Here is a 13,057-nt window from a genome sequence, read left to right on the forward strand (position 1 = left end):
AATAACGACCGTGGAACCGTTGAAGGTCGGGGATGCCGTCATGCTCGTGTCGCCGTCGGGGCCGACCCGGCCGGAGCGGGTGGCCCGCGGCATCGAGCTGCTGGAGAGCTGGGGTCTGCGGGTGCGGGTCGGGCGGCACGTGTTCGACCGCGACGGGTATCTCGCCGGCCACGACGACGACCGGCTCCGGGACCTCGACGACGCCTTCGAGGATCCTGCGGTCCGGGCGGTCGTGTGTACGAGGGGTGGGTACGGCGCCCAGCGGATCGTCGACCGGGTGCGGCTCGGGTTGCCGAAGCATCTCGTCGGGTTCTCCGACATCACCGCGTTGCAGCTGGCGGTGTGGCGCAGGGGCCGGTGGCCGAGCGTGCACGGCCCGGGTGCGGCCTGGTTCGACGACCGGCTCCCGGCGACGTCTGCGGCGTCACTACGGGCGGCGTTGTTCTCGTCGGGCCCGCTGTGGTCGTACACCGGCGAAAACGAGGAGACGGGTGCGGTGCGGGTGCCGGGCCCGCCCGTGCGCGGTGTGCTGCTGGGCGGCAACCTGGCGATGCTCGCCAGCACGCTCGGCACCGTCGACATGCCCGACTTTTCGGAAAAAATCATGCTGATCGAGGATGTGGGTGAGGCGCCGTACCGCGTCGACCGGATGCTGACGCACCTGCGCCGCGCGGGCGCGTTCGACGGCGTGGCGGGCGTCGCGGTGGGCCAGTTCACCGGCTGCGTCGACGGCGGGCCCACGACGGTCGTGGACGTGCTGCAGGAGCATCTCGGCGCGCTGGGCGTGCCGGTGCTCGGCGGGCTGCGGATCGGGCACGGCGCCGGGCAGGAGACCGTCGTGCTGGGCGCGCCGGCGCTGCTGGACGCGAACGTGGGCTGCCTCACCAGTCGTCTGACGGATGAGATCGGAGACAGCGCTGCGGCAGGATAGGACCCATGAGTGAGCGGAGCGAGCGAATCATGTTGCAGCGTGGACTTGGCGCTCATGACGCCGGTGAGCGAAGCGAGGCGGCGGCATGAGTTTCGTGACCACCGGGTTCGGCGGGCGGCGGCGGCAGCAGGAGCCGGACCTGCCGCCCGGGCAGTATCTCGCCCACGACTTCCCCGTCCTGTCCGCCGGGCCGACCCCTCGCCTCAGCACCGACCGGTGGGAGTTCGTCATCACCACCGAGACGGGCGCGGCGACGAAGTGGACATGGGCGGAGTTCACCGCGCTGCCGTACGAGGACGTGACCGTCGACATCCACTGCGTCACGAAGTGGTCGAAGCTGCAGACGGGCTGGCGGGGCGTGGCGGTCGACACGCTCATGGCGGACGTCGAGTCGGCCGCGGACTTCGTGATGGCACACTCCTACGACGGGTACACCACCAACCTCCCCCTGGAGGACCTGCTGGACGGGCAGGCGTGGGTGGCGTACCGCTACGACGACGAGCCCCTGACGCCGGAGCACGGCGGCCCGGCGCGGCTGCTGGTGCCGCACCTGTACCTGTGGAAGTCCGCGAAGTGGGTGCACGGGCTGCGGCTGATGCTGGAGGACGAGCCGGGGTTCTGGGAGCAGGCCGGCTATCACGACTACGGAGACCCATGGCGCGAGCAGCGGTACCAGGGAGACTGACCTGGCAGAAGGCGACGTTGCTGTCGGCTGTCACGGAGACGCCGACGGCGCGGACCCTCGTCTTCGACGTGCCTGACTGGCCGGGGCACCTGCCCGGCCAGCACGTCGACGTGCGGTTGACCGCCGAGGACGGGTACACGGCGCAGCGCAGCTACTCGATCGCGTCGGCGTCCGGCCTGGAGATCACCGTGCAGCGGCTCGACGACGGTGAAGTGAGTCCGTTTCTCACGGATATTTACGACATCGGGCAGCCGGTGGAGCTGCGCGGGCCGATCGGCGGCTGGTTCGTGTGGCGGCACACCGACCCGGCGCCGGTGCAGCTGATCGCGGGCGGCTCCGGGATCGTGCCGCTGATGGCGATGATCCGGTCCCGGGCCGAGCACGGGGTGCGGACACCGTTCCGGCTGCTTTACTCGGTGCGCACCCCGCAGGACGTGATCTACGCGGCGGAGCTGCGGCAACGGGCCCGCGACGACCGGGGCCTGGACGTCGAATACGTCTACACCAGGGTCCGTGGCTCGCGGGTCGGCGTCGCCGACGTCAACACGCACGCGTGGCCGGCGGACTTCAAGCCCGCGGTCTTCGTGTGCGGACCGACCGGCTTCGTGGAGACCGTCGCCGACATCATGGTGGCGCTCGGCCATGACGCCAGAGGCATCAAGACCGAGCGCTACGGCTGACCTGACCTACATGATCCCGAGGTAGCGCTCGCGCTCGAACGGGGTCACGACCCGGCGGTACTCTTCCCACTCGGTCCGCTTGTTCTTCAGGAAGAAGTCGAAGACGTGCTCGCCGAGGATCTCCGCGACCAGCTCGGAGCCGGCCATCGTGTCGACCGCCTGGGACAGGTTCTCCGGCAGCGACTCGTAGCCGGCGGCGCGCCGCTCGCCGTCGGTGAGCGCCCACACGTCGTCCTCGGCGCCCGGGGGCAGCTCGTAACCCTGCTCGATGCCGCGCAGGCCGGCGCCGAGCAGGACCGCATAGGCGAGGTAGGGGTTGCTGGCCGAGTCGAGCGAGCGGACCTCGACGCGGGCCGAGTTGGGCTTGCCGTAGGCCGGCACCCGCACCAGCGCGGAGCGGTTGGTGTGGCCCCAGCAGACATAGGCCGGCGACTCGGTGATCCGGTTCGGCACCGACTGCGGGAAGAGCCGCTTGTAGGAGTTCACCCACTGGTTGGTGATCGCGGTGTACTCCCGCGCGTGGACCAGCAGTCCGGCGATGAACGCCTGCCCGACCTTCGAAAGTTTCATCGGGTCGCTCGCGTCGTGGAACGCGTTGCGCTCCCCCTCGAACAGCGACAGGTGCGTGTGCATGCCGCTGCCCGGCTGGTCGGTGAACGGCTTCGGCATGAAGGTGGCGTGCACCCCGTGTGAGAGCGCAACCTCCTTGATGACGTGCCGGAACGTCATGATGTTGTCGGCCGTGGTCAGCGCGTCGGCATACCGCAGGTCGATCTCCTGCTGACCGGGCGCGACCTCGTGGTGGCTGAACTCGACCGAGATGCCGATCCGCTCCAGGGCGAGGACCGCCTGGCGGCGGAAGTCGCGGGCGACGGCGTGGGTGGTGTGGTCGAAGTAACCGCCGGTGTCGACCGGGGTCGGCAGCGACCCGTGCTCACCCAGCGACTCGAGCAGGAAGAACTCGATCTCCGGGTGGGTGTAGAAGGTGAAGCCCTTCTCCGCCGCCCGCGACAGCGCCCGGCGCAGCACGTGGCGCGGGTCGGCCCAGGACGGCGAACCGTCGGGCAGCGTGATGTCGCAGAACATGCGGGCGCTCTCCCCCGACATGCCACCCTCGAACGGGAAGACCTGGAACGTCGTCGGGTCCGGCATGGCGACCATGTCCGACTCGTAGACCCGGGCGAAGCCCTCGATCGCCGAACCGTCGAAGCCGATGCCCTCTTCGAACGCCGACTCGAGCTCGGCCGGCGCGACCGAGACGCTCTTCAACGTGCCAAGGACGTCGGTGAACCACAGACGCACGAAGCGGATGTCCCGCTCTTCGAGCGTCCGGAGCACGAACTCCTGCTGACGGTCCACGGTGGTTCCCCCACGAGCTGCGGTGTCTACGGCCAATTCGGGCAAGTCTCGCCCGGAGGTGTTACGCACAAGTTACCGGACCAGCCCATCTCACCCGGCACTGGAGTGAACGTCACAGGAGCACCCGCGGCGGGCTTGGTCCACACTTGAAGCATGCCCCGGTTGCGACTCGCGCTCGCCCAGATCGACCCGACCGTCGGAGACCTCACCGGCAACTCGTCCCTGGTGCACGGCTGGACCAGCAAGGCCGCCGGTGCCGGCGCCCACGTCGTGGCGTTCCCGGAGATGATGCTGACCGGCTACCCGGTCGAGGACCTGGTGTTCCGCAAGTCGTTCGTGGCCGCCTCCAAGCGCGCCGTCGACGACCTCGCCGCGCAGCTGTCCGCCGACGGCCTCGGCGACACCGTCGTCATCGTCGGCTACCTCGACGCCGACGAGGTCGGCCCGCGCAACGCCCTCGCCGTGCTGCACCGCGGCACCCAGGTCGCCACCTACTTCAAGCACCACCTGCCCAACTACGGCGTCTTCGACGAGGACCGCTATTTCGAGCCGGGTGAGACGCTGACCGTCATCCGGGTCGGCGGCGTCGACATCGCCCTCACCATCTGCGAGGACCTGTGGCAGGACGGCGGCCCGTTCGCCGTCGCCGCCCTCGCGTCCGTCGGTCTGGTCATCAACATCAACGGCTCGCCGTATGAGCTGAACAAGGACGACACCCGCCTCACCCTCGTCGCCCGCCGCGCCGCGGAGGCCCGCGCCACCGTCGCCTACGTCAACACCGTCGGCGCCCAGGACGAGCTGGTCTTCGACGGCGACTCGATGGTGGTGCGTCCCGACGGCTCGCTGATCGCCCGGGCGCCGCAGTTCGCCGAGCAGCTGATGGTCCTGGACCTGGACCTGCCGGCCGCCGCGCCGGTCCCGCCGGCCGTGCGGGACGCCGAGATGCAGGTCGTCAACATCCTGATCTCCGACAGCGTCGTGGAGAGCGACCAGCCGGCGCCCGCGCCGGAGATCGCCGCCCGGGTCACCGACGAGGCCGAGATCTGGCAGGCACTCGTGCTCGGCCTGCGCGACTACGTGCGCAAGAACGGCTTCCGCGGCGTCGCGATCGCCCTGTCCGGCGGCATCGACTCCGCCGTCGTCACCGCCATCGCCTGCGACGCGCTCGGCCCGGCCAACGTCGTCGCGGTGTCCCTGCCGAGCGGGCACTCCTCGCAGCACTCCAAGGACGACGCCGAGGACATGGCCCGCCGCACCGGCCTGGACTACCGGGTCGAGCCGATCCAGCCGATGGTCGACAGCTTCCTGGCCAACATGGCCCTGTCCGGCCTCGCCGTGGAGAACCTCCAGGCCCGCGTCCGCGGCGTGATCATGATGGCCATCTCCAACCAGGAGGGTCCCCTCGTCCTGACCACGGGCAACAAGAGCGAGCTCGCCGTCGGTTATTCCACGCTGTACGGGGACTCCGTCGGCGCCTTCAACCCGCTGAAGGACGTGCCGAAGACCCTCGTCTGGAAGCTCGCCCGCTGGCGCAACGAGGAGGCCGAACGCCGCGGCGACGTGCCGCCGATCCCGGAGCGCTCGATCACCAAGCCGCCGAGCGCGGAGCTGCGCCCCGGCCAGCTCGACGCCGACTCCCTGCCCGACTACGAGGTCCTCGACGCGATCCTCGCCGGCTACGTCGACGGCGACCTCGGCCGCGACGACCTGGTCGCCGCCGGCCACGACCCCGCCGTCGTCGACAAGACCCTGCGGATGGTCGACCTCGCCGAATACAAGCGCCGCCAGAGCGCCCCCGGCACGAAGATCTCCATCAAGGCCTTCGGCCGCGACCGCCGCCTGCCCATCACCAACCGCTTCAGCAACTAGCTACGCCGGGCGTACCGGGGGTCGGGGGCGGCGAGCCCGCGACGGGCCTGACATCCGACCCCGCGGCGAGATCCCCTTCGTCCCGCCGACGCCGGCTACGGGCCAGCAACCAGTTCAGCCCCGCCCGCCGCCCTCGCAGAGACCCCTCGCGGAGACCCCCTGCGCAGACCCGCCCCCGCGGAGACCGCCCCCGGGCAGACCCGCCCCCCGCGCAGACGTTGGTCAATGCCCGCGTATGCGGCTTTTGCGCATCGACGGTGTGCGATCTACCCGCGGTTCGAAGATCATTTTGCGGGTAGATCGACCAACGTCTTGCTCGAAAGGTGCTTTTCGGGGCATTGACCAACGTCTGTGTGGCGGTGGGCGGGGCAGCCGCCGGTGCGGCGTCCCGCCGGCGTCGGGACAGTGAGATTCCGCATGCACGGTGCCGGGAGCAGCGGTGCGGTGCGACCATCGGGGGGACAGCCCGGGGACCCCGCACGGGGCCTCGAGGAACCCGTTAGGAGGACATCGATGTCCGAAGTCCAGTCGCTGTACGGCGGTGCCGTCAACCGCCGGGTGCGCACCAGGGACCTGCTCGCCGCCAAGGAGCGGGGTGAGCGGTGGCCGATGCTGACGTCGTACGACCAGTACACGGCCGGCATCTTCGACGAGGCCGGGATTCCGGTCCTGCTGGTCGGCGACTCCGCCGCCAACAACGTGTACGGGTACGCCTCCACCGTGTCGGTGACCGAGGACGAGCTGCTGCCGCTGGTGCGGGCCGTGATCCGCTCGACGCGGCGGGCCCTGGTCGTCGGGGACCTGCCGTTCGGCTCGTACGAGGAGGGGCCGGCGCAGGCGCTGCGCACCGGGGTGCGGTTCATGAAAGAGGGCGGCTGCCACGCCGTCAAGCTGGAGGGCGGCGTGCGGGTCGCGCCGCAGATCGCCGCGCTGACCGGGGCCGGCATCCCGGTGATGGCGCACATCGGCTTCACGCCGCAAAGCGAGCACGCGATCGGCGGTTACCGGGTACAGGGCCGCGGGGACGCCGCCGACGAGGTGATCGCCGACGCGCACGCGGTCGCGGAGGCCGGCGCGTTCGCGGTGGTGCTGGAGATGGTGCCGGGTGAGGTCGCCAAGCGCGTCACCCATGAGCTGCGGATCCCGACGATCGGCATCGGGGCCGGCGCGGAGACCGACGCCCAGGTGCTCGTCTGGCAGGACATGGCCGGGCTGCGCACCGGGAAGGCGCCGCGGTTCGTGAAGGCATACGCGGACCTGGCCGGCGCGCTCGGCGACGCCACCCGGGCGTTCGCCGACGAGGTGCGCACCGGAGCCTTCCCGGCGGCCGAGCACACGTTCTAGCACCTGCCGTGCGGGACCAGCTGGCGCAGGTTCTGCGCCAGCTCGGTCGCGGCGCCCTCGCTCAGAGCGACACGTCGAGGCTTTCCAGTCCCCTGATCACATATCCGGGCTTCCACTTCGGCTCCCGCACGAGCTGCAGGCCGGGCGCCTTGCTCAGCAGCGCGCCGAACGACGCGACGAGTTCGATCCTGGCCAAGGGGGCGCCCAGGCAGTAGTGGATTCCGGCGCCGAAGGAGATGTGCGGGTTGTCGCGGCGCTCCACGTCCAGGCGCTGCGGGTCGGTGAACACGGTCGGATCGTGGTTCGCGGAGCCGAACAGCAGCGCGACCTCTTGCCCCTTGCGAATCGTGTGGCCGCGCAGCTCGACGTCCTCCAGCGCCCACCGTTCGAACATCTGCAATGGCGTGTCATAGCGCATCAGTTCTTCGATCGCCACCGGTACCAACTCGGGGTCGGTCCGGATTTTTCGCAGTTGATCCGGATTGCGGAACAGGGCCCACCATCCGTTGCCGGTCACATTGACGGTTGCCTCATGACCGGCGTTGAGCAACAGCACGCAGGTGCCGATGAGCTCGTCCTCGCTGAGCCCTTCGACCGCGGCGAGGGCGCTGATCAGATCATCCTGCGGATCGCCCGCACGGTGCCGGGCCAGGCCGCGCAGGTACTCCGAGAACTCCTCGGCGGCGCGCACCGCCTCGGCCGCCGTCTCCCGTGACGGGTTCAGCTCGTACATCCCGCAGATCGCCGCCGACCACGGCCGCAGCAGGTGCCGGTCCGCCTCGGGGATGCCGAGCAGCTCCGCGATGACCGTCACCGGCAGCGGCTCGGCGACCTCGGCGATCAGGTCCCCGCCGCCCTTGGCGACGAACGCGTCGACCAGGCCGTCGGCGAGGCGCTGCACCACCGGCCGCAGCGCCTCGACCCGCCGCGGGGTGAACGCCTGCGACACGAGGCGCCGCAGCCGGGTGTGGTCCGGCGGCTCGCGGTCCAACATGCCGTTGTTGTTGAGCCGCCAGAACGGCTCGTCCTGCGGTGGCGGGGGCGTGCGGCCCATCTCCTCGTGCGAGGCGACGTGCAGGTAGGTGCGGCCCAGCCGCCGGTCCCGCAGCAGCGCGTTGACGTCCTCGTGCCGCGACACGAGGAACTGGCCGCTCGGCTCGAACCAGCTGACCGGGGCCTGTTCCCGCAGCCGGCGGTACGCGTCATATGGGTGCGCGACGAACGCCGGCGACCACGGGTCGAACGTGTTCACAGGTCCGTCACCCGGATGCCGGCGTGCACCTTGTAGCGCTTGTTGATCGCGATCAGGTTCGCCGTCAGCGCCTCGACCTGCCCCGCGTTGCGCAGCCGCCCCGCGAACACGCCCCGCATGCCGTCGATCCGGGCGGCGAGGGCCTGGACCTGCTCGGCCGCGTCCCGGTCGTCGGCGAGGACCAGCACGTCCAGGTCGACCCGGTCGACCTCCGGGTCGGTCAGCAGGGCCGCGCTGACGTGGTGGAACGCGGCGCACACCCGCGCCTCCGGCAGCAGCGTCGCGGCCTGCTCGGCGGCGCTGCCCTCCGGCACCGGCAGCGCGAACGGCCCCTGCTTGTCGAACCCGAGCGGGTTGACGCAGTCCACCACGATCTTCCCGCCGATCAGCAGCGGCGCCAGCTCCGCCACGGTCGCCGCGTGCCCCTCCCACGGGACCGCGACGATGACCACGTCGGCCTGGCAGGCGAACTCGTTGTCGCCGCCCTCGGCCGGGGTCTGCACGCCGGGCAGCGCGTTGAGCTCCTCCGCCGCCTGGGCGCCGCGCTCCGTGGAACGCGAACCCACCAGCACCCGCAGCCCGGCCCGGGCGAACCGGTACGCGAGTCCGCGGCCCTGCGGCCCGGTGCCGCCGAGGATGCCGATCCGCAGCGCTGACACGTCGGGCAGTTCGATCTGGTCGTAGCTCATGACTCAAGTCTTACCGTGTGGAAGAGCACCTTGCGGCGGGTGGGGTCAGCCTCGGTGAGCCGCACCCGGATCCGCTCACCCAGCGGCAGGTCCTTGCCGTCGCCGTCGCTCTCACCCTCGCAGCGGGCCCGCACCGGCGGCTCGTCGAGCGCGATGTCGGCCCGGCGCTTGTCCACGTCCAGCACCGCGGCGTCGAACTCCTCACCGACGCGGTGCTGCAGCAGGACCGCCTCCACGAGGTCGACCGCGCCGCGCTCGGCGGCGTTGGCGACCCGGTCGGTGCGGCTCATCACCTCCGGCAACCGCGGCAACGCCTCCCGCGCCCACGCGGGCACCTCTACGCCCGCGTGCAGGGCGAGGCACACTTCGGTGACGTACCGGTCGGCCAGGCGCCGCAGCGGGGCCGTCACGTGGGCGTACGGGGCTGCCACGGCGCCATGCAGCGGCTGCTGCGGGGCCTCGCCGTCGAACGGGGTGTAGCCGGCGCCGCGCATCATCTCCGCGGCCTGGTCGATGAGCGCCTGCGCCCGCGGGTCCATCGGGTCGAGCGCCGCGATGACCTCACCCGGACTCTGCTCAGCGGGCCAGTCCAGGCGCAGCGCCTTCGCCGCCAGCCGCAGCCGGCGCACCGCGTCCTCCTGCGGCGGCGGCATGGTCCGCAGCAGCCCGATGTTCTGCTTGAGCATGATCTGCGCGGCGGCCATGCCGGTCAGCAGCGAGATCTGCGCGTTGAACTCCTCGACCGGCACCGGCCCGCGGATAGCGAGGCGCCAGCCGTCGCCGTCGGGCTCGATCTCCTGCTCCGGCATCGGCAGGTTGACCGCGCCCCGCTCCAGCCCCAGCTTCGTGAGCAGCCGGCCGATCTCCGGCAGCAGCGCCACCGACGGGTGCGGGGTGCCCGCGTCGACGTCCCGCTGGACCTGCTCGTAGTTGAGTTTCGCCCGGCTGCGGACCGTCGCCCGGCGCACGTCCACCCCGGTCGTCGCGCCGGTGCCGTCCAGGTCGATCGTCCACAGCACGGCCGGCCGGTCCTGGTCCGGCAGCAGGCTCGCGGCGCCCTCGCTGAGCACCGCCGGGTGCAGCGGGACCTTGCCGTCGGGCAGGTAGACGGTCTGCCCCCGAATCCAGGTCTCCCGCTCGATCGCGGGCGCCCCCACGGTGAACGCGGCCACGTCGGCGATCGCGTAGAACACCCGGTAGCCGGTGTCCTGCCGCTGCAGCAGCAGCGCCTGGTCGAGGTCCTTGGACGTCGGCGGGTCGATCGTCACGAACTCCAGGGCCGTGCGGTCCTCGCGGTCCTCGTGCCGGTCCTTCGCGGCGGCTTCGGCCTCCCGGTCGGCCGCCTCGGGGAACGCGGTGGGCAGGTCGAGCTCTCGGCGCAGCCCGGAGAAATCGATGCGGGCGGCTCGGATACGTCGTAAGGCCACGGCACAGTCTTACACCGGCACCGCAAAAAGCGGCGGCGCCGCGGTCGGTGGACCGCGGCGCCGCTGATGCTGCCTGCGCCGTTACGGGCGGGCCAGGCTGGCCCAGTCCTCGGGCGTCATGCTCGAGGCCCCTTCGACGTTGTTGCCGTTCTCGCGGCCCGGGATCGCCTCGGTGGCGGCGCCACCCGCGGGTGCGGTCGCGGCGCCCTCGACGTCACCGGCGGTGCCGGCGTCGAGACCACCTTCGGAGAAGACCGCGGCCGGGACGACCGGCTCCACCGGCGCGACGGGTGCCGGCGTGGGCTCGGGGGCCTTCGCCGGGGCCGGCTTCGTGTCGGCGGCCTTGGTGGCCGTCGTCTTGGCCGGGGTGGCCTTGGCGGTGGTCGCCTTGGCCGCCGCCTTCGCGGGGGTGGCCTTGGCGGTGGTGGCCTTGGCGGTCTTCGCCGGGGCCGCCTTCGCCGTCGCCTTGGTCGCCGGGACGGTCTCGGTCACGGTGGCCGGTGCCGGGGTCGCCGCCGCCGGTGCCGTTGCCGGTGCCGGGGTGGCCTTGGCCGCGGTCGACTTCGCCGTCTTGGCGGGAGCCGCCTTCGCCGTCTTGGCGGGAGCCGACTTCGCCGTCTTGGCCGGGGCCGCCTTCGCCGCGGACGCGCTCGGCGTCGCCTTGGTGGCGGTGGCCTTCGCGGTCTTCGCCGGGGCCGCCTTCGCCGTCGCCTTGGCCGTGGTCGCCTTGGCCGCGGTGGGCTTCGCCGCCGCCTTGGCCGGGGCAGCCTTGGCCGTCGCGGACTTGGCCGGGGCGGTCTTGGTGGCCGTCGCCTTGGCCGCGGCCTTCGCCGGAGCCTTCGTCGCGGTCGCCTTGGCCGCCGACTTGGCTGCCGTCTTGGCGGGGGCCGTCTTGGCCGCCGTCTTGGCCGGGGCCGCCTTCGCCGCGGACTTCGCCGGAGCCGCCTTCGTCGCGGTCGACTTCGCCGGGGTGGCCTTCGCCGTGGTGGCCTTGGCCGCCGTGGACTTCGCCGCCGTGGACTTGGCCGGGGCCGTCTTCGCCGGGGTCGCCTTGGCGGTGGTGGCCTTGGCGGTCTTCGCCGGGGCCGCCTTCGCCGTCGCCTTGGCCGCCGTCGACTTCGCGGCCGCCTTGGTCGCCGTCTTCGCCGGTGCGGACTTGGCTGCGGCCTTCGTCGCCGCCTTCGCCGGGGCCGTCTTCGCCGCGGTCGCCTTGGCGGTGGTGGCCTTGGCGGTCTTCGCCGGGGCCGCCTTGGTTGCCGCCTTGGTCGCCGTGGACTTCGCGGCCGCCTTGGTCGCCGTCGACTTGGCCGGGGTGGCCTTCGCCGCCGTCTTGGCCGGAGCCGCCTTGGCCGCGGTCTTCGCGGGCGCCGACTTCGCCGCCGCCTTCGTCGCGGTCGCCTTGGCCGTGGTGGCCTTCGCCGTGGTGGCTTTTGCGGTGGTGGCCTTTGCGGTGGTGGCCTTTGCCGTGGTGGCCTTGGCCGCCGGGGTGGCCTTGGCGGTGGTGGCCTTGGCGGTCTTCGCCGGGGCCGCCTTGGTTGCCGCCTTCGTCGCCGCCGACTTCGTGGCCGCCTTGGCGGGGGCCGCGGCGGCCGACTTCGCGGTGGTCTTCGCCGGGGTCGCCTTCGCCGTCACGGTCTTGGCGGGAGTCGCCTTGGCCGCGGTCGTCTTGGCCGCCTTCGCGGGCGTGGCCTTGGCCGTGGTCGCCTTGGCGGCCGTGGACTTCGCCGCCGGGGTGGCCTTGGCCGTGGCCGTCTTCGCCGCCGTCGACTTCGCCGCCGGAGTCGCCTTCGCCGTGGCCGTCTTCGCGGCAGTGGACTTGGCTGCCGGGGTGGCCTTGGCCGAGGTGGCCTTCGCCGCTGTCGACTTCGCCGCCGGAGTGGCCTTGGCCGTGGCCGCCTTCGCGGCCGTGGACTTCGCCGCCGGGGTGGCCTTGGCCGAGGTGGCCTTCGCCGCCGTCGACTTCGCCGCCGGGGTCGCCTTGGCCGTGGTGGCCTTGGCAGCCGTCGACTTCGCCGCCGGAGTGGCCTTGGCCGTGGTCGACTTCGCCGCCGGGGTCGCCTTCGCCGTGGCCGCCTTCGCGGCCGTCGACTTCGCGGCCGGCTTGGCCGCCGTCGACTTGGCCGCAGCCGCGCCCGTGGTGGCCTTGGCCGCCGGGGTCGCCGTCCTGGCCGTGCCGGCCTTCGCGGCGGGAGCCGCCGTCGCCGACTTCGCCGCAGTCGCCTTGGTGGCGGTCCTGGCGGCGGTAGCCTTGGAAGCGGCCGGGGTCGCCTTCCCCGCAGCGGCCCGCTTCGCGGCGGGGCTCGCCGCGGTCGACTTCGCCGCCGTGGACTTCGCCGCCGGGGACGCCGTCTTCGCCGCGGCCGTCTTGGCAGCGGCCGGGGTCGACTTCGCCGCCGGGGTGGCGACCGTCAGCGCGTCAGGGGTGGTGCTCTGCGCCGCGGCGGACCTGGCCGCGGCAGGGGTCGCCCGCGTCGCCGACGTGGTGCCGGTCGCGCGCGTGCGGGTTGAGGGCTTGGTCGCGTCGGTGGGCTGGGCCACCGTCGTGCTGGTCGCGCGCCGGCGGGGAGCGGCGGCGGCGACCGTCTTCGCGGCCCTGGCGGGGGTCGCGGTCGCTGCGGACGTCGCCGCGTCCGCGGCTGGAGTCGTCGCGGCCGCGCTCGTTGCGGCCGATCTTGTGGTGGCCTTTTTAGCTGCGGCCATCGTGGTCCTCCTGGAGGAGTTCTCCCGCATCCTGCGGGATGTTCGCGGTTGGGTTGTGCGGGTGGAGACGGGTCGAACCATGTCGTGTGCCGGGGCGGTTCGCGGTCGCCGTCGGCTACGA

10 protein-coding genes are annotated in these 13,057 nt (G+C 72.3%); 5 read left to right on the forward strand and 5 right to left on the reverse strand.

The annotated features are described in order from the left end of the window. Window positions 1-40: 40 nt before the first annotated feature. The 3 genes from AB0K00_RS28845 to AB0K00_RS28855 all read left to right on the forward strand — a co-directional run bounded on the left by AB0K00_RS28845 (window position 41) and on the right by AB0K00_RS28855 (window position 2,296). Complete coding sequence (locus tag AB0K00_RS28845) at window positions 41-931, forward strand: LD-carboxypeptidase (protein WP_363526252.1); 891 nt, start codon at window positions 41-43, stop codon at window positions 929-931. Window positions 932-1,016: 85 nt separating this feature from the next. Next, window positions 1,017-1,616: a sulfite oxidase-like oxidoreductase gene (locus tag AB0K00_RS28850; protein WP_363526129.1), complete on the forward strand. Its 600-nt coding sequence runs from the start codon at window positions 1,017-1,019 to the stop codon at window positions 1,614-1,616. Beyond that, window positions 1,586-2,296: a ferredoxin reductase gene (locus tag AB0K00_RS28855; RefSeq protein ID WP_363526132.1), complete on the forward strand. Its 711-nt coding sequence runs from the start codon at window positions 1,586-1,588 to the stop codon at window positions 2,294-2,296. Before AB0K00_RS28850 ends, AB0K00_RS28855 begins: the two co-directional genes overlap by 31 nt. Window positions 2,297-2,302: 6 nt before the next feature. Here AB0K00_RS28855 and glnA read toward each other — a convergent pair whose 3' ends face one another. Next, window positions 2,303-3,655 carry a type I glutamate--ammonia ligase gene (glnA, locus tag AB0K00_RS28860; protein WP_363526135.1) on the reverse strand — a complete coding sequence of 451 codons (1,353 nt, stop codon included), beginning with the start codon at window positions 3,653-3,655 and terminating at the stop codon, window positions 2,303-2,305. A gap of 153 nt (window positions 3,656-3,808) precedes the next feature. Between glnA and AB0K00_RS28865 the strand changes: the two genes are divergently transcribed. Next, window positions 3,809-5,524, forward strand: coding sequence for an NAD+ synthase (locus tag AB0K00_RS28865; RefSeq protein WP_363526138.1), 1,716 nt, complete (start codon window positions 3,809-3,811; stop codon window positions 5,522-5,524). A gap of 513 nt (window positions 5,525-6,037) precedes the next feature. Then, the gene (gene panB, locus AB0K00_RS28870) at window positions 6,038-6,868 is read left to right on the forward strand and encodes a 3-methyl-2-oxobutanoate hydroxymethyltransferase (protein WP_363526141.1); all 831 of its coding nucleotides are present in this window, start codon (window positions 6,038-6,040) and stop codon (window positions 6,866-6,868) included. Window positions 6,869-6,929: 61 nt separating this feature from the next. Here panB and AB0K00_RS28875 read toward each other — a convergent pair whose 3' ends face one another. From AB0K00_RS28875 to AB0K00_RS28890, 4 genes are all read right to left on the reverse strand, one after another. Continuing rightward, on the reverse strand, window positions 6,930-8,120 hold the full coding sequence (locus AB0K00_RS28875; protein WP_363526143.1) for a cytochrome P450: 1,191 nt from the start codon (window positions 8,118-8,120) through the stop codon (window positions 6,930-6,932). After that, window positions 8,117-8,809 (reverse strand): NADPH-dependent F420 reductase, encoded by a 693-nt coding sequence (npdG, locus tag AB0K00_RS28880; RefSeq protein WP_363526145.1) that lies wholly within the window; start codon window positions 8,807-8,809, stop codon window positions 8,117-8,119. Before npdG ends, AB0K00_RS28875 begins: the two co-directional genes overlap by 4 nt. Next, window positions 8,806-10,236 (reverse strand): RNB domain-containing ribonuclease, encoded by a 1,431-nt coding sequence (locus AB0K00_RS28885; RefSeq protein WP_363526147.1) that lies wholly within the window; start codon window positions 10,234-10,236, stop codon window positions 8,806-8,808. The genes npdG and AB0K00_RS28885 overlap by 4 nt, the downstream gene beginning before the upstream one ends. Window positions 10,237-10,317: 81 nt before the next feature. Further along, the gene (locus AB0K00_RS28890; protein WP_363526150.1) at window positions 10,318-12,936 is read right to left on the reverse strand and encodes a hypothetical protein; all 2,619 of its coding nucleotides are present in this window, start codon (window positions 12,934-12,936) and stop codon (window positions 10,318-10,320) included. Between the last annotated feature and the right edge of the window lie 121 nt (window positions 12,937-13,057).

It is taken from the genome of Dactylosporangium sp. NPDC049525 (assembly GCF_040676755.1).
In the GTDB taxonomy this organism is placed as follows: Bacteria; Actinomycetota; Actinomycetes; order Mycobacteriales; family Micromonosporaceae; genus Dactylosporangium.

What these genes read in the sequence shown, in the direction of transcription:
- AB0K00_RS28845 (WP_363526252.1), top strand. Translation starts at nt 41, where the DNA reads ATGCTCGTGTCGCCGTCGGGGCCGACCCGGCCGGAGCGGGTGGCCCGC.
- AB0K00_RS28850 (WP_363526129.1), top strand. Translation starts at nt 1,017, where the DNA reads ATGAGTTTCGTGACCACCGGGTTCGGCGGGCGGCGGCGGCAGCAGGAG.
- AB0K00_RS28855 (WP_363526132.1), top strand. Translation starts at nt 1,586, where the DNA reads ATGGCGCGAGCAGCGGTACCAGGGAGACTGACCTGGCAGAAGGCGACG.
- AB0K00_RS28865 (WP_363526138.1), top strand. Translation starts at nt 3,809, where the DNA reads ATGCCCCGGTTGCGACTCGCGCTCGCCCAGATCGACCCGACCGTCGGA.
- panB (WP_363526141.1), top strand. Translation starts at nt 6,038, where the DNA reads ATGTCCGAAGTCCAGTCGCTGTACGGCGGTGCCGTCAACCGCCGGGTG.
- npdG (WP_363526145.1), bottom strand. Translation starts at nt 8,809, where the DNA reads ATGAGCTACGACCAGATCGAACTGCCCGACGTGTCAGCGCTGCGGATC.
- AB0K00_RS28890 (WP_363526150.1), bottom strand. Translation starts at nt 12,936, where the DNA reads ATGGCCGCAGCTAAAAAGGCCACCACAAGATCGGCCGCAACGAGCGCG.